The following is a 16,202-nucleotide window of genomic DNA, read 5'->3' on the forward strand; positions in this document are numbered from 1 at the left end:
GCAATTCGAAACCCATATCGGGTGCGACTGGCAGGAGTCCACCATCCTTGTGGATGCGACGGCCCCGGTGATCGCGCTCTACGGGATCGTCGACGGTGGCCGGTACGCCGTCGGTGAGGAGCTCTTCGTCGAGTACCAGTGCGGCGACGCGACCTCAGGGCTCGTCGGCGACGACTGCACGGCGGACCTGCCGGATGGAGCGCGCGTCGACACCACGACGCCGGGCGACTACACCTTCGCGATCCGGGCCACCGACCTCGCGGGCAACACGACGCGTATCGTGCGCTCCTACAGCGTTGTCGCACCCGACACGACCGACCCCGTCGTCGAGGTCGACGTGCCTGCGGAGCCGGCATCCGGCTGGTACCTCGATACGGTCACCGTGCGCTTCACCGCGAGCGACGAGAGCGGCATCCGTCGCATCCACTACGAGTACGACACGACGCAGGGCACGGTGAGCCGCGACATCGAGGCGGAGACCGCGGAGGTGACGTTCGACCGCAGCCAGTACTACACGCTCAGCTACTGGGCCGAAGACAACGCTGGCAACCGCAGCGAGGGTCGCGACCTGCACCTCTACGTCGATGCAACCGCGCCCTGGATCAACCTGGTCTCGCCCGACGAAGACGAGCTCTCGATCCTGCCGAACGGCCACTTCGCCCAGCACGAGCGCGTCGTGATCGACTTCAGCTGCGACGACGACGCCTCGGGCATCGCGAGCTGCGATGCGACGACCCCGGATGGCCAGCTGCTTCCGACAGGGACGCCCGGCACCCATGAGCTGCGCATCGTGGCCACGGATGTCGCCGGTCACCGCACCGAGCGCGTGGTGAGCTACACGGTCGACGCGGCGGCGCCGAACGGCAACGGGGTCGTCGGACGGGGCGCCCCGCGCCTCGCGTCGACCGGCGCCGAGGGACTCGTCGGCGGTGTCGCGCTCGCCGTGCTCCTGCTGGGGGCAGGCGCGGTGCTCGCGATCCGTCGACGCGTGCGCACGCGGTAGAGAAACCCGTGCGCACCGGTGGTCCGGCCCTTCGGGTGGGCCGGACCACCCGTCCGTCCCAGGACGCATGTCCCGGATGTCCCGGCGCTCTCGGGCCGCTGATCGAGGGCACCCGACTCTGGGCACCGGGACGCCCGGCCCGCGAATGTCGGATGGCGGCTTCGGTCGCACCCGAAAGGACACCTCCACCATGACCTCCACCACCCCCGTGCGCCGGCTCGCCGCGGGCGCGACCACCGCGCTGCTCGCACTCGGGCTGCTGACGCCCGCCGCGCTCGCAGTCGCCGACGAGCTGCCCGTCGAGGACCAGACCACCACGGTCCTCGACGAGGCGACCGCCCCCGTTCCTGATGAGATCCCGGATGCCGCCGCGGCGCCCGCGAGCGATCCGGAACCGATCGAGGAGGGCGCCCCTGCGTCCGAGTCCTCGGCGCCGGAGTCCTCGGCGCCCGAGACCCCGTCGGCCGAGGCTCCCGCCTACGACGCCTCCGCATCCGGCGCCCCGGCTTCCGGCGCCCCTACCGCCCAGGCGTTCGCCGCCGTGACTGACGCTCCCGCTCAGTTCTTCACGCCCACGATCGCGGCGGGCGCCACCTGGACCGGAACCGTCGAGGTCACCGACATGGTCTTCATGAACCTCGGTGCGCTCGGGGCGGAGCTCTCGGGCCGGCTGCGCTCGCCCGCCGGAACCAGCTACGCGTTCGTGAGCCGCCCCGAGGGCAGCGCCGCGGTGGCCTTCTCCACGTCCACCCCGCAGAGCGGCACGGTGACGCTCAGCGTGCGCAACGAGGGCAGCACCGAGCGTGTCGTGCCCATCGGCTTCAGCTACCGCACGAGCACGGTCGACAACGGCGCCTTCTCGAGCATCGGCAAGACCTTCATCGAGCTCAACGTCACCCCGCAGAAGGACGGCGTGCTGCGCCCCGACGCGACCGCCCGCGCCCGCATCGTCGGACTCGATGCTGAGTACACGGCCGAGATGACCCCGATCGTGCCCAGTTCGCCTCAGCGGCGCGCCCGCTTCGACGGCGTCGTGCCGGGCCCCTACCTCGCGTTCGCGACCGTCACTCTCGACGGCGAAGAGCACTCCGTGCTCGTCGTGACCCACGCGGCTGCGACCGACACGACCCCTCCCGTCGTCGAGTACCTCACGAATCCCGCCAGCTCGAACGCGCGCGGCTGGTTCCGGCAGGCGGTCACGGTGACCCTCACGGCGAGCGACGCGGGCGCGGGCGTGTGGCGCCTGCAGCACGGCCTCGACGGCGGTCCGCTCACGACGCTGTACGGCCCCGTCGCGACCGTGAACATCGGCGAGGGCGTGCACGAACTGCGCTATTCAGCCGAGGACTACCAGGACAACGCGAGCCTCATGCACACGCGCACCATCCAGGTCGACCTCACCCCGCCGACGGTCGAGATCACCGGCATCCCCGACGAGATCGACGCGGGCGACGACCTCACCGTCAGCTACAGCTGTGCCGACGCGCTCTCGGACGTGTTCTCGTGCACGGCCCCGATCGCCTCCGGTGGGCAACTCGACACCTCGACGCCCGGACGCCACACCTTTACCGTCGTCGGCCTGGATCGCGCCGGCAACGAGACCCGCGAGACCGTCGAGTACCGCGTGATCGGCGCCGACACCACGGCGCCGGAGGTGCGCGTGGACCTTCCGACCGAGCCGGCGAGCGGCTGGCACACGAGCGCCGTGACGCTGCGCTTCACAGCGACCGACACCGAGAGCGACATCGCGTACATCCGCTGGGAGTACGGCACAGGGTCGGGCACCATCGTCGGCTCGGTGAACGGGCCTGACGGCGAGCTCGAGCTCGCCTCCACGGGCGAATACACCGTGCTTGTGTGGGCCGAGGATGCCCAGGGCAACCGCAGCGAACCGCACCAGCTCCCGGTGAACATCGACCTGCACGCGCCCGTCATCGAGGTGAACTCGCCCGAGGCCTCCTCAGGCATTCTGCCCAACGGGCACTACGCCCAGCACGAGCGCGTCCTGGTCGAGTTCGACTGCGCGGATATCGGCTCCGGGGTCGACCGCTGCGACGGGACGACTCCCGACGGCGTCCTGCTGCCCACCGGCACCCCCGGCACGCACGAGCTGCGCATCGTCGCCACCGACGTGGCCGGCAACCGCACCGAGCGCACCGTCAGCTACATCGTTGACCCGGCCGCGGCATCCCCCGCGAACGGCGATCGAGACCCCCGACTGGCACAGACCGGCGCCGAGACCGTGATCCCCGGGATCATCCTCGTCGCAGTTCTCCTCGCGGCGGGAGCCATGCTCCTGACCACGCGGAGGCTCGGCGGCCGCTAGTCGGGTTGCGGCCGCCGCGCGTCCGGGCGGGATATCCGGGGGTTCTCCGCCCGGACGCACCCGCGGCCCAGCACCACCCTGCACCACCCACAGCACCACCCCCGACCCCCGGAACCACCAATCCGACACAGAAAGAGAACAGGACGATGTCCCGAACCACCACACGCGCCCTCGCGGGCGCTCTCACCGCAGGCGCGGCCGCGATCGCGCTCGCCGGCTGCAACCTCATCCCGATTCCGGGCGGTGCTCCGGCCGAGCCCGGCAAGGCCGTCGGCTTCGAGCAGGTGCAGCAGGCCGTGATCCAGCTCGAGGCGCGCGGAACCTTCGTCGACCCGCAGTACGGCGGCTACGAGGGCGCAGGCCGAGGATCCGGCTTCATCATCAGCGAGGACGGCCTCGCCGTCACCAACAACCACGTCGTCGTGGGCGCGGGCACGATCGACGTCTGGCGCGGAGGCGACCAGAGCGACACGCTCGACGCTCGCGTGCTCGGCGCATCTGAGTGCCTCGACATCGCCGTGGTGCAGCTCGAGAAGGACGAGTACCCCTACCTCGCCTGGCGCAAGGGCGACATCGCGACCGGCATCGACGTGTACGCCGCGGGCTTCCCGCTCGGCGACCCCACGTTCACCATGACGCGGGGCATCGTGTCGAAGGCCGACATCGAGGGTGACACGGCGTGGGCGTCGATCGACTCGATCATCGAGCACGACGCGCGCATCCGTCCTGGCAACTCGGGCGGCCCGCTCGTCGACACCGACGGCCGGGTGGTCGGCGTGAACTACGCCGGCGAGGACACCTACGACTACAACTTCGCCATCCACCGCGACGAGGTCAAAGACGTCATCGAGCAGCTCGCCGCGGGCGAGAGCGTGCTGAGCCTCGGCATCAACGGCCAGGGCGTGGCCGGCGAGGACGGCGGGCTCGGGGTCTGGGTCGCGTCCGTCGCGGCCGGCTCGGTCGCCGACAAGGCGGGCGTCAAGCCCGGCGATCTCATCACCCGACTGGGCGGTGTGAGCGTCGGCACCGACGGCACGATGCGGGAGTACTGCGACGTGCTGCGCACCCACGGAACCGAGGCGACGCTCGACATCGAGCTCTACCGTCCGGCCGACGAGTCGTACTACCGCGGCCAGGTCAACTCGGAGCGCGTCGTGACCGCTGTCGCGAACGTCGGCGGCGGGGGCGGCCAGCCCTCGGGCGACTTCGTCGACATCTCGGATGACTCCGGCCAGGTCGGCGTCTCGGTGCCGGTCGAATGGAAGGACGTCGACGGCTCGGGCTTCACCGACGACTCCGGCAACGTCTGGTACGGCGTGACCGCGAGCACGAGCATCCAGAAGCTCAACAGCGGCTGGAGCGTGCCCGGCGTCATCGTGATGGCGACGCCCGGCGCGTCCGACCCCGCCTATGTCGACAACCTCCTCAACACGACGCGCTCGGGTGTGCAGTCCGAAGGCTGCAGCTCGAACGGGGTGCAGAGCTACGCCGACGGCTACCACACCGGCAAGTACGAGTACTTCACCGGATGCGGTTCGACGAAGGCCGACTACGTCGCCATCGCGGCGATCGCGGACGACGGCAGCTACCTCATCTACGTGACCATCCAGGCCGTCAGCGACGACGACGCCGCCGCCCTGGACCGCATCGTCAGCAGCTTCATCGCGGGCTTCTGACCCCTCGGGCGAGGCGCCGCGTCCTCCTGCGCAGCGCCTCGCCCGCCAACGCGCTTTCCTCCACCTCCACCTCCACCTCCACCTCCACGCGGGCCTCCCGCACCACCTGAATCAAGGAGCGAACCACCATGACCGCAGCCACCGCTCGCGATCGCCTCTGGCCCCTCTGGGGCGCCGCAGCCGGCCTTGCCGGATTCACCGCCACCGTGCTCTTCGACCATCGGCCGTCGAGCGAGATGGAGGCCGCTGCCCGCGGAGAGGACTTCGTCGTGACCCCCGAGGTCATGCACGAGCTCACCCGCATGCCCAACTACCTCGGCTACCTCGTCGGCTTCGCCGCGGTCGCCCTGCTCGTGATCTTCGCGGCCGCCTGGCGCTCGCGCGTCGAAGCGCAGCATCCGCGGTCGATCGCGGCCGGCGTCGTGACCGGCGGCGTGCTCGTGTCGGCGGCGGGTCTCGCGCTCGCGTACGGCTGGAAGGGCGCGCTCGCCAACTACGGCTTCGACGGCCCCGAGAAGGGGCTCTACGAGAACGACGGCCTCTTCGTCTACTTCATGCTCACCGATTTCGGGCCCTACATCCCGTGGCTGGGTGTGCTCGTCGCCTTCGCCGGCATGGCGTGGATGGCGTGGGTCGAGCGTCTCGTCTCGCGCGTGCTGGGCACGGTGCTCGCGATCTACGTCGCACTCATCGTGTTCGCCTACATCGCGATGGGCGTGCCCGGTATCGCGGGCCCCGCCTCGGGCCTCGTGCTCGCCATCGCGGGCATCTGGCTCAGTGCCGGCCGCAGCCGGATCACGCTGCGCCCCTGCTCGTGGGATCGCGTCGCGCGCGGGCCGGCGTCCCGGCGGATGAGGCGGTCGCCCGGCCGGAGGAGCTGCCGGCGTGACGCTGCGCCGAGCCGGCGGCATCGGGCTCCTGGCCGTCGCCGCAGTCGCGCTGAGCGCCTGCCGCGACGCCGAGCCGATGCCGATCCCGACGGGCACCGCATCCCCGACCTCCGACGCGGTGCAGGGCGAGCCGCCTCCGCAGCTCGATCCGCGCTGCGTCGAGCAGTACGGAGCGAAGGCCGGGTTCGTGTACGAGGGCGACATCCGGATGCGACCCGACGGCTGGCCGACCCCCGCCGAGTTCGCGGTGCTGTGCTGGGTCGAGACGATCTCGACCACCGAGCAGGCCGGGCACTACGCCACGAGCTACTACACCCCGTACGACACCGTGTTGCGCTTCTACGAGGGTGCGCTGACCGCCGGCGTGCATGGGCGCGCCGACTCGACCGACGGCGAGCTGCTCACGGGCGTGCTCGGCGACGCGTCGTTCTACATCGTCGAGACCGGCACGAGCCGATACGCCATCCACTGGGCGATCGACGGCGAATACCTGGACTGATCGAGAGGACCACCATGACCCCCACATCGACGCGCGCGGCCACCCGCGCGCTGCACCTCGCCGCGATCGGCGGGCTCCTGCTCGCGCTCAGCGCCTGCGCGCCCGACCCGAACGGCCCCGCTGTCTCCGGGCCGGCGCTCGGCGATCCCGGCCCCGCCGGACCTGCGGCGGGCGACGCGTGCGAGCGCGCCTTCCCGGGCAGTCCGTTCGGCACCGACCTCGCCGACGCCCCGACCGTACCGGCGGACTGGACGCATCCGGATGGCGTCGAGCTGTGCGGCGTCTACCAGTCGAGCGACGCGAACGCCGTTCTGCAGTACGTGACCGAGCTCGAGCCGGATGCCGTGCTCGACGCCTGGGAGCCGCTGCTCGGCGGGTACGCCCTCGAGCGCAGCTCGGGCATGGGCAGCTGGCCGATCCTCAACGCGGTGGCGGGCGACCTCGAGTTCGCGATCCAGACCGACGGCGACACCGGGGCGATCATCATCGGCTTCGCCGAGGGTGCGGCCTGAGTGCATCCCGTCCGGGAGGAGGTCGGCGGCGCGACCTAGACTGGATCGGTCATGACCTTCCTCCTCGACGGGTTCGACTCGGATCCCGGTGATTCCGGCTTGCCGTCCTCCGCGCCCGCCGTCGACGAGGCGCTGCTCGCGGGCCTCAACCCGCAGCAGCGCGAGGCCGTGCTTTATCGCGGCCCGGCGCTGCTGATCGTCGCCGGCGCCGGCTCCGGCAAGACGAGCGTCCTCACGCGGCGCATCGCAAGCCTCCTGCAGACCCGTGAGGCGTGGCCGAGCCAGATCCTCGCGATCACCTTCACCAACAAGGCCGCGAACGAGATGCGCGAGCGCGTCGAGCAGCTCGTCGGCGGCGCGGCCGACGGCATGTGGATCTCGACCTTCCACTCGGCCTGCGTGCGCATCCTGCGGCGCCAAGCGGAGGCGATGGGGCTCAAGTCGGCCTTCACGATCTACGACTCCGCCGACACGCGCGCGATGCTCAAGCGCATCATCAAGGAGCTCGAGGTCGACACCCTCGGTCTCACCGTGCCGAGCGTCGCGGGCAAGATCTCCAAGCTCAAGAACGAGCTCGCCGACGTCGACACCTATGCACGCCAGGTGAACGCCGACGACCCGGCCGACGCGGCCTTCCTCGAGGTGTTCCGCCGCTACAGCGAGGGGTTGCGCCGCGCGAACGCCCTCGACTTCGACGACCTCATCGCCGAGACCGTGCACCTGTTCCGGGCCTTCCCCGAGGTCGCGGCGCTCTACCAGCGGCGCTTCCGCCACATCCTCGTCGACGAGTACCAGGACACGAATCACGCCCAGTACGCGCTCATCCGCGAGCTCACGCGGCCGGTCGAGCCGCAGCACGTGCCCGCCGACACCCGGACGCGGCTGGATGCGAACGGCGGCATCCCGGGCGCCTCGCTCACCGTCGTGGGCGACTCGGACCAGTCGATCTACGCGTTCCGCGGCGCCGACATCCGCAACATCGTCGAGTTCGAACGCGACTACCCCGAGGCGCAGGTGATCCTGCTCGAGCAGAACTACCGCTCGACGCAGAACATCCTCGACGCGGCCAACGCGGTGATCGCCTCCAACTTCGACCGCCAGGAGAAGAACCTCTTCACGACGGCCGGGGCGGGCGACAAGATCACCGGGTTCACCGGGTACAGCGCCTACGACGAGGCCCAGTTCGTGGCGGATGAGATCCAGAAGCTGCACGAGGCGGGTGCGGCCTACAAGGACATGGCGGTGTTCTTCCGCGTCAACTCGCAGACGCGAGCGCTGGAAGATATCCTGATCCGCTCCGCGATCCCGTACCGCATCGCGGGGGCACCAAGTTCTACGAGCGCGCCGAGATCAAGGATGCGATGGCCTACCTCGTGCAGGTCGCGAACCCCGCTGACGACCTGGCTCTGCGCCGCATCATGAACACGCCCAAGCGGGGCATCGGCCCCGCCACCGAGGCCGCCCTCCAGGCGCACGCCGACCGGCTCGGGGTTCCGCTGCGCGAGACGCTGCGTGAGGCCGACCAACTCGGGCTCGGCCCCAAGGTCACCAAGGCGATCATGGACCTCGGGCAGATCCTCGACGAGGTCGAGGCCATGGTGCCCACGAAGCCGCCGGCCGACATCCTCACCGAGCTGCTCGTGCGCACCGGCTACGTCGAGGCGCTGCGGGCCACCCGCGACGCGCAAGACGAGGTGCGCGCCGAGAACGTCGAGGAGCTGCTCTCGTTCACCAAGGAGTTCGCGCGACGCAACCCCGAGGGGCGTCTCATCGACTTCCTGACCGAGGTCGCCCTCGTCGCGGCGGCCGACGAGATCGACGACGCCTCGGGCACCGTCACGCTCATGACGCTGCACACCGCCAAGGGGCTGGAGTACGAGACGGTGTTCCTCACCGGCATCGAGGAGGACCTGCTGCCGCACCGCATCTCGGCGGGCGAGCCGGGGGCATCGCGGAGGAACGGCGGCTGTTCTACGTGGGCATCACCCGGGCCAAGAAGCGCCTCTACCTCTCGCTCGCGATGACGCGCTCGTCGTTCGGCGACACCGCCGTCGCGATGCCGAGCCGGTTCCTGCAGGACGTGCCGGGGCACCTCATCGAGTGGCGGCAGTCGCCCGGCATGGCCAATTCGCGCGGTGGTACGCGCTCGCGCGCCCTCAACGCGGGCCGGCCGCGACAGACCTTCAGCTACAGCACCTCGCTGCCGCCCGCCCCGCCGCGGGAGAAGCGCGAATGGACGAGCGCGGTCACCAACACGGTGCGCGACAACGGCGACCTCACCCTCGCACCGGGTGACCGCATCCGGCACACCGACTTCGGCGAGGGGCGCGTCGTGGATGTCACGGGTCAGGCCCCGAAGGCCGTCGCCGAGGTGCAGTTCGACACCGCCGGCCGCAAGCGACTGCTCATCAAGATCGCGCCGATCGAGAAGTTGTGACGCCCTCCTCAGCTGGGTGAGGAGCCGCGAAGCGGCCTTGCTCAGCTGGTTGAGGAGCCGCGTGGCGGCGTTGCTCGGCTGGGTGAGGAGCCGCGTAGCGGCGTCTCGAAACCAGCGTCGGTAGCCTCGCATACCGTCACCCCATGGACACGATCGACTGGCTGCTCGACTCCGACCCCGCGATCCGGCACCAGGTGCTGCGCGACCTCACCGACGCATCTCCGGATGTCGTCACCGCCGAGCGTTCCCGGGTCGCCCGCGAGGGCTGGGGCGCGCAGCTGCTCGCGCTGCAGGATCCGGAGGGCACCTGGGATCACGGCACCTACCGGCCCGGGTGGGTCGACGAGTCGCGTCCATTCTTCTCCGCGTGGACCGCGACGCACTTCTCGGTGACGCTGCTGCGCGACTTCGGCGTCGATCCGCACGACCCGGGGGTGCGCGATGCCATGAATCGGGTGGCGGAGAACGTGCGGTGGGATGAGGTCGACGGCGGCGAGCTCTACTTCGAGCAGACGACCGAGGCCTGCGTCGCCGGCGTGCTGCTGTCGAACATCGTGTACTTCGGCTTCGATGCCGCGCGCGCCCTCGACAGCATCCTCGCCGACCAGCAGCCCGACGGTGGGTGGAACTGCGAACAGAACACCGCCGTCTCGTCCTTCCACCCCACGATCTGCGTGCTCGAGGGTCTGCTCGCCTGGGAGCACGCGGCCGACCCGGCTGACCCACAGCGCTCACGCGTGCGCGAGGCCCGCATCCGCGGCGAGGAGTACCTGCTCGCGCGACGGCTGCTGCGCCGGCTGTCGACCGGCGGGTTCGTCGACCCGCGCTTCACGATGACGACGTTCCCGACGCGGTGGCACTACGACGTGCTGCGCGCGCTCGAGTACTTCCGCCGCGCGCGACCCGAGGGCGACGAGCGCCTGCTCGAGGCGGTCGAGCTCGTGCGTGGCAAAGCGGATGCTGAGGGCCGCTGGCCGCTCGAGAACGAACTCGACGGTCCCACGTGGTTCTCGATGGGGAGTGGGAGGGCGCTCCGAGTCGCTGGGTGACCCTCGCGGCACTGCGCGTGCTGCGCTGGTGGGACGGGCTCACGCCTCGCTGATGGCGTCGCGCTCGCTGGCTGCGACCTCCACCGCACCGGTGGCCGGCATCCGGCGCCGCCAGGCGAGGGTCACGACGAGCATCGCGGCCGCGGCCACGAGCAGCAGGGCGGCATCGATGCCGATCGCCCAGGTGACGCCGAGCCACGCGCCGATCGCGCCGATGAGGATGCCGGATCCGGTGCGCGACCCGCTCGAGGCGACGGCATAGGCGCCGAGGAAGCGACCGCGTCGGTCGGCCGGTGCCTCGAGCTGCACGACCGCCTGCGAGGTCGAAGAGGAGATGAGGTTGGCCATGCCCGCGACCACGAGCACGAGCAGGCTGAGCACGAAGTTGCGCGAGATCGCGAACACGAGCACCGCCGCGGCGAACGCGATGGTCGCCACGATCGCGAGCCGCGGGCTCACCCGTACCCGCCCGATCGCCTCGAGGCCGACACCTCCGATCACCGCCCCCGTCGCCATCGCGACGAGCAGCAGGCCGTAGCCGAGGCCCGAATCGTCGAGCCCCAGGAGCGCTCCGAACTCGGGCAGCAGAGGCAGCAAAGCTGACCCGATGAAGAGGCCGACGAAGGCCTGCAGCAGCATCACGCTGAGGATGGCCGGGAACTTCGGCACCTCGCGCATCACCCCGAGCAGGTCGCCCAGGCGCAGCGGCGTGCGGTGCTCGCCGACGCGGCTGTGACCGTCGTAGGGCACGAACAGCAGGTAGACCACGAAGGGCACATAGAGCACGACGTTGACGGCCATGCCCCACGCGGGACCGACCGTGAACAGCAGGGCGGCGCCGAGACCCGGGCCGACGAGCATGCCGAGGTTGAGCCCGGTGGCCATGAGACGCACGGCGGAGGGCAGGTCCTTCGGGCCGACGATGTCGTAGAGCATGAGCTGATCGGCGGGGCCCCAGAAGGTTCCCGCGAGCCCGTGCAGCAGCAGCAGCACGACGCAGTGCCAGGGCTCGAGCGTGTTCGTCGCGATGAGCACGGCCCAGCCGGCCGAGGCGACCATGAAGCACGCGGCACCGAGCTGGATGAGGCGGCGGCAGTCGAAGCGGTCGGCGAGCGCCCCGAACGGGATCGCGAACAGCAGTTGCGGCACCCAGTGGCTGATGACGGCGAACCCGGCGAGCACGGGCGACTCGAACAGCTGCCACATGACGAAGTAGGTGATGGCGTGCTCGACGTGGTCGGCGCCCATCATGAGCGAGCCGCCTGCGAGGTAGCCCTTGTACCAGGGCGCGCGAAGGGCGGCGAATCTCACCCGCCGAGCCTATGCGGTTCTCGCGCCAACTCGTGCCGACCTCTCCAGCCCATGATTCGGACAGGTGCTTCGCAGCCGCCGGCCGCCCGATCATGCGGTTGCTCGGAGTCGTTGCAGGGCGGGGCTGCGGGTGGGCAGGGGGTGCGGCGGAGGATGCCGTCGGCGTCGGGCTGTTCGAGGAAGTAGGTGCCGCCGTGTCGGCAGATGCGCCAGTTCTGGTTGTGCAACAGCAGGTGGCAGTGCCGGCACAACAGGACTCCGTCATCGATGTCGGTTCGGCCGTGGTGTTGGTCCCAGTGGTCGATGTGGTGTGCTTCGGTCCAGGCGGGTGGCCGGTCGCACATCAGGCAGCCGCCGTCACGGGCGGCCATGGCCTGGCGTTGCTCCGCAGAGAACAGGCGTTGTTCCCGGCCAAGGTTGAGCACCCGTCCGTCGGTGTCGAAGAGGATCGGCACCGCCCCGCTGCTGCAGATGTAGCGTTCCGCGGTGGCGATCGAGACGGCATCGGGTTGCCCTTCGAAGAACGCCGCGCCCTCGCGCACCCCCTCACTGTTCGTGGGGGCATCGAGGTCGCCCTTGGTGACCAGGATCCGCACCGCGGGCTTCTTGTCACCCAGAAGCTTGCCGTCTTCGACGCGGGCGCCGAGGCGGATCAACTCGACGAGGGTGTCGAGGGTGAGCTGCTCGGTGCTGCGGGTGTCCCGCACGACATCGTCGGCCCGCGCCACCGCATCCGGGTTCACGAAGCGGGGCCCGCCCCTCCGGGGTGAGGTCGCGGCATCGAGGATCGGCACCACGATGGCGGCGGATTCCGGATCCAGCAGCCCGTGGATGCGGGTCATCCCGTCCAGTTGCCGATGCACCCGCAGGTACCGCTGATCCCGCAACGCGTCCTCGCGCGCGGCAATCCCCGCCACATCGAGATCGTCCCGGGCGCGCGATGCCCGCACCGCGAGCTGCTCGATCGTCAGGTGCGGCGCTTCGGCCGTGAGTCGCTGCGCGGCGTCAGCCAGCCGGGTCTCGAGCTCGGCACGTGCCTCAGCGGTTGCCCCATCGGTCTCGTGAGAGAAAGCCGCGTCGAGCCGTTTCGCCGCATGGCCCAGGCGAGTACGGATCACGTCAGCCGCCTCCACCGTGATCGTCGCACGGGCGACTGCGTCACCGATCACCGCCGACCAGCGCGGTATCGCCGGTGCTGCGGGAGCGCCCGTGTCTGCCGGCGGCGTCCCTGTCCGCGCGGTCGCGGTGGGCTGCAGCTCGCCCGCCTTCACCAGGGTGCGCGCATCCCGCAGCGAGGTGCCCGTCAGCTGCGAGATCAACCCCTCCGCCGTGCGTTGCCCGTTCGCGGCCGCCAACCCCGCATGCCCGAGCTCCCGACGCGAGCGATGTGCGATCTCGGCCGCCACCACCGCCGCCTGCGTCTCCACCCGACGCCGCACCTCCGCCACAGCGCGCTGAGCGGCCAGCAACGCATCATCCGGCAAATCACCCACCGGCAGGGGCGCGAACGGCACCGACAGATCCCCCAAGGTGGGGAGCGCGTCGGTGAAGGAGGGCATGCGTCCATTCTCCCGAGTTTCGAACACATGTTCCAGCGATTCTGAGGATTCGTGGAGAGGTCGCACCGGCCGTCCCTGGGGAGGAGAGGAGAACCCGATCTCGCACTGCCCAGTCCCCGCCAGGCCGCCGCGCGGGCCCGCGCAACCCATCCGGGGGTCTTGCACGCGGGAGCCGTATCGGCCACAGTGGTCGCAACTTGGACGACCGTCCAAGTCCGGCCGCACGACCCCGACGACGAGGTGCGATGACCCGCAACACCATCAGCCGCGGCTGGCTCGCGGCCCTGCTGCTCGCCACCGGCGGCGTGTTCGTGGGTTGGTTCGGCCCGATCCAGATCCTGCTGCCCGCCCAGGCTCAGGCGCTCTCCGGAGACCTCGGCAAAGAGGCGCTGCTGGCCCTCGTGACGGGCATCGGCGCGGTCGCCTCGATGATCGCCAACCCGCTCTGGGGCCTGCTCTCCGATCGGATGTCGCTCGTGCGCCCGCGGCGCCGCCCGGTCGTCGTCGCGGGGGTCGCGATCGGTGCGATCGGTCTCGTCGTGCTCTTCCTCGCGCCCGACCCCGCCTGGATGATCGTCGGCTGGGTACTCGTGCAGCTCGGTCTGAACGGCCCCTTCGCGGCCCTCATCGCGATGATCGCCGACCGGGTTCCGGCCGAACGCCGGGGGCTCGTGGGCTCGCTCTTCGGCATCGCCCAGGTCGCCGGCGTCGTGCTGGGCACGGCGGTCGCTGTGGCCTTCGAGGAAAGCGTGGTCGGCTACCTCGCGATCGCCGTGGCCGTGCCGCTGCTGTGCGCCGCCATCGCGCTGCTGCCCGAGCTGCGGATCGCGAACGCGACCCCGGATGCCGCGCGCATCTCGCCCGAGCGGCGTGGCATCCGCGAGGTGCTCGCCACCGTGCGGCCCACGGCCACCTTCAGCTGGGCGTGGATCATCCGGCTGCTCGTAAACCTCGTGAACGCGCTCGTGCTCGTCTACCTCTACTACTTCCTCGCCGACGGGGTCGGGCTCGACGACCCGGGCACCTGGGTGCTCGTGCTGACGCTCGGCAATGTCGTGCTCACGGCGATCGCCGCGGGCGTGGGCGGGGTGTGGTCGGATCGCCTCGCGCGCCGCAAGGTGTTCGTGGTCGCGGGCGGCGTCTCGCTCGCCCTGGGCGCCGCGCTGTTCGCGGCGTTCCCGGTGCTCCCGATCGTGCTCGTCGGCTCGCTCCTCGTGGCGATCGGATGGGGTCTCTACGTGAGCGTGGACGTCGCGATCATCACGCAGGCGCTGCCGTCCGACCGCTCGACCGGCAGCATGCTCGGCATCGCCAACATCGCGAGCGCGGCCCCGCAGGCCCTCGCGCCGCTCATCGCGGCCCCCATCGTCACCGGCCTCGGCGGCTACCCGGTGCTCTACGCCGTCACCGGCGCCGTCGCCCTGCTCGCCATCGCCTGCCTGCCGCGCCTGCACCAGGTGGCGTGACCGCATCCGAAGGAGACCCATGAACGACCAGACCGATCAGACCGAGCTGCCCCGCCTGCCCGCCGGATTCCGCTTCGGCATGTCGACCGCCTCCTACCAGATCGAGGGCGCCGTCGACGAAGACGGTCGTGGTCGCTCCATCTGGGACACCTTCACGCACACGCCCGGCCGCATCCGGGATGGCGACACGGGCGACGTCGCGATCGACCACTACCACCGCTGGGAGGGGACCTCGCCCACCTCGCAGAGGCCGGAATCCACGACTACCGCTTCTCGATCGCGTGGCCGCGCATCGTGCCGGATGGCACCGGAGCGGTCGAACCGCGCGGCCTCGCGTTCTACGACCGGCTCGTCGACGGGCTGCTCGAGCGGGGCATCCGTCCGGTGCCCACGCTCTACCACTGGGATCTGCCGCAGCGATGCGAAGACCGCGGCGGATGGATGGTGCGCGACACCGCCGAGGCGCTCGCCGACTACGTGGAGGTCGTGGCGGCGCGGCTCGGCGACCGGGTGCGCGACTGGATCACCCTCAACGAGATGAGCGTGCACACCCTCTACGGCTACGCGCTCGCCGACCATGCACCCGGCCGGGGGCTCGGTTTCGGGGCGCTGCCCGCCGCCCACCACCAGCTGCTCGCGCACGGGCTCGCCGTGCAGCGGCTGCGTGAGGCGGGCGCCGAGCGCATCGGCGTCGCCCAGCAGCACTTCCCGGTCGAGCCCGCCTCGGATGCCGAGCAGGATCTCATGGCCGCCGGCACCTTCCACGCGATCACGAACCGGCTGTTCTCGCAGCCGATCCTCGCGGGCAGCTACCCCGACGAGCTGCGCCCGCTCATCCCGATCGACGACGCGCAGCTCGCCGCCGACCTCGAGCTCATCTCGGCGCCGCTCGACTTCTACGGCGTCAACTTCTACGAGCCGGTGCGCGTCGCAGCCCCCACCCCGATCTCGACACGACGGGTGCCATCGAGGTCGAGCTGCCGGAGGGCCTTCCGTTCGCACCCGTGCCCTACCCCTCCGACGAGCGCACCGACTTCGGCTGGGCGATCGTGCCGGCGGCGCTCACGGCCGTGCTCACCGAGCTGCACACGAGCTACCCGAGCATGCCGCCCATCGTCATCACCGAGGGTGGGGCGTCGTTCCACGATGTGCCGGGTGCCGACGGCAGCGTGCATGACCCGCGCCGCATCGCCTACCTCGACGCCCACCTCCGGGCGGTCGCGGATGCCGTGGCCGCGGGCGTCGACGTGCGCGGCTACTACGTGTGGTCGGCTTTCGACAACTTCGAGTGGGCGGCGGGCTACCAGGAGCGCTTCGGTCTCGTCTATGTCGACTACGCGACGCAGCAACGCATCCGCAAGTCGTCGTGGGAGTGGTATCGCGAGGTGATCGCGGCGAACGCGCAGCCCCGGACCTCGAGCCCCTCTCCGTGAACGCGCACCCCTGACCTCGAGCCCCTCTCCGTGAAAGTACG

11 protein-coding genes and 3 pseudogenes are annotated in these 16,202 nt (G+C 70.7%); 11 read left to right on the plus strand and 3 right to left on the minus strand.

The window, feature by feature from the left end; translation table 11 throughout:
* Nucleotides 1–49 precede the first annotated feature (49 nt).
* From QQK29_RS08530 to QQK29_RS08540, 3 genes are all read left to right on the plus strand, one after another.
* Nucleotides 50–1,003: an Ig-like domain repeat protein gene (locus QQK29_RS08530; RefSeq protein WP_284299496.1), complete on the plus strand. Its 954-nt coding sequence runs from the start codon at nt 50–52 to the stop codon at nt 1,001–1,003.
* 190 nt (nt 1,004–1,193) lie between these two features.
* Nucleotides 1,194–3,329 (plus strand): hypothetical protein, encoded by a 2,136-nt coding sequence (locus QQK29_RS08535; RefSeq protein ID WP_284299498.1) that lies wholly within the window; start codon nt 1,194–1,196, stop codon nt 3,327–3,329.
* A 146-nt stretch (nt 3,330–3,475) separates the two neighbouring features.
* The gene (locus tag QQK29_RS08540; RefSeq protein ID WP_284299500.1) at nt 3,476–5,005 is read left to right on the plus strand and encodes a S1C family serine protease; all 1,530 of its coding nucleotides are present in this window, start codon (nt 3,476–3,478) and stop codon (nt 5,003–5,005) included.
* Nucleotides 5,006–5,324: 319 nt separating this feature from the next.
* Here QQK29_RS08540 and QQK29_RS08545 read toward each other — a convergent pair whose 3' ends face one another.
* Nucleotides 5,325–5,498 carry a hypothetical protein gene (locus QQK29_RS08545; protein WP_284299502.1) on the minus strand — a complete coding sequence of 58 codons (174 nt, stop codon included), beginning with the start codon at nt 5,496–5,498 and terminating at the stop codon, nt 5,325–5,327.
* A 392-nt stretch (nt 5,499–5,890) separates the two neighbouring features.
* Between QQK29_RS08545 and QQK29_RS08550 the strand changes: the two genes are divergently transcribed.
* The 4 genes and pseudogenes from QQK29_RS08550 (at nt 5,891) to QQK29_RS08565 (ending at nt 10,392) form a co-directional block, all read left to right on the plus strand.
* Entirely contained in the window at nt 5,891–6,394 is a 504-nt protein-coding gene (locus QQK29_RS08550; RefSeq protein ID WP_284299504.1) for a hypothetical protein, read from the plus strand.
* A gap of 14 nt (nt 6,395–6,408) precedes the next feature.
* Nucleotides 6,409–6,906: a hypothetical protein gene (locus tag QQK29_RS08555; protein ID WP_284299506.1), complete on the plus strand. Its 498-nt coding sequence runs from the start codon at nt 6,409–6,411 to the stop codon at nt 6,904–6,906.
* Nucleotides 6,907–6,957: 51 nt separating this feature from the next.
* A pseudogene (locus QQK29_RS08560) lies at nt 6,958–9,343 on the plus strand (ATP-dependent helicase).
* Between the two features lie 143 nt (nt 9,344–9,486).
* The gene (locus tag QQK29_RS08565) at nt 9,487–10,392 is read left to right on the plus strand and encodes a hypothetical protein (RefSeq protein ID WP_348533838.1); all 906 of its coding nucleotides are present in this window, start codon (nt 9,487–9,489) and stop codon (nt 10,390–10,392) included.
* A gap of 39 nt (nt 10,393–10,431) precedes the next feature.
* Here the strand turns inward: QQK29_RS08565 and QQK29_RS08570 are convergent, their stop codons facing one another.
* Together QQK29_RS08570 and QQK29_RS08575 are read right to left on the minus strand one after the other, a co-directional pair.
* A complete protein-coding gene (locus tag QQK29_RS08570; protein WP_284299508.1) occupies nt 10,432–11,703 on the minus strand; it encodes an MFS transporter in 1,272 nt (423 codons plus the stop codon).
* The gene (locus QQK29_RS08575; RefSeq protein ID WP_284299511.1) at nt 11,700–13,262 is read right to left on the minus strand and encodes an HNH endonuclease signature motif containing protein; all 1,563 of its coding nucleotides are present in this window, start codon (nt 13,260–13,262) and stop codon (nt 11,700–11,702) included. Before QQK29_RS08575 ends, QQK29_RS08570 begins: the two co-directional genes overlap by 4 nt.
* A 245-nt stretch (nt 13,263–13,507) precedes the next feature.
* Between QQK29_RS08575 and QQK29_RS08580 the strand changes: the two genes are divergently transcribed.
* The 4 genes and pseudogenes from QQK29_RS08580 (at nt 13,508) to QQK29_RS08595 (ending at nt 16,161) form a co-directional block, all read left to right on the plus strand.
* Complete coding sequence (locus QQK29_RS08580) at nt 13,508–14,728, plus strand: MFS transporter (protein WP_284299513.1); 1,221 nt, start codon at nt 13,508–13,510, stop codon at nt 14,726–14,728.
* 79 nt (nt 14,729–14,807) lie between these two features.
* Nucleotides 14,808–14,894 (plus strand): annotated as a pseudogene (locus QQK29_RS08585) (family 1 glycosylhydrolase); the annotation flags it as partial.
* A 110-nt stretch (nt 14,895–15,004) separates the two neighbouring features.
* A pseudogene (locus tag QQK29_RS08590) lies at nt 15,005–15,604 on the plus strand (family 1 glycosylhydrolase); the annotation flags it as partial.
* Nucleotides 15,605–15,798: 194 nt separating this feature from the next.
* Nucleotides 15,799–16,161 (plus strand): family 1 glycosylhydrolase, encoded by a 363-nt coding sequence (locus QQK29_RS08595; RefSeq protein WP_284301932.1) that lies wholly within the window; start codon nt 15,799–15,801, stop codon nt 16,159–16,161.
* The last annotated feature ends 41 nt before the right edge of the window (nt 16,162–16,202 follow it).

The organism is Homoserinibacter gongjuensis, assembly GCF_030161875.1.
In the GTDB taxonomy this organism is placed as follows: Bacteria; Actinomycetota; Actinomycetes; order Actinomycetales; family Microbacteriaceae; genus Homoserinibacter; species Homoserinibacter gongjuensis.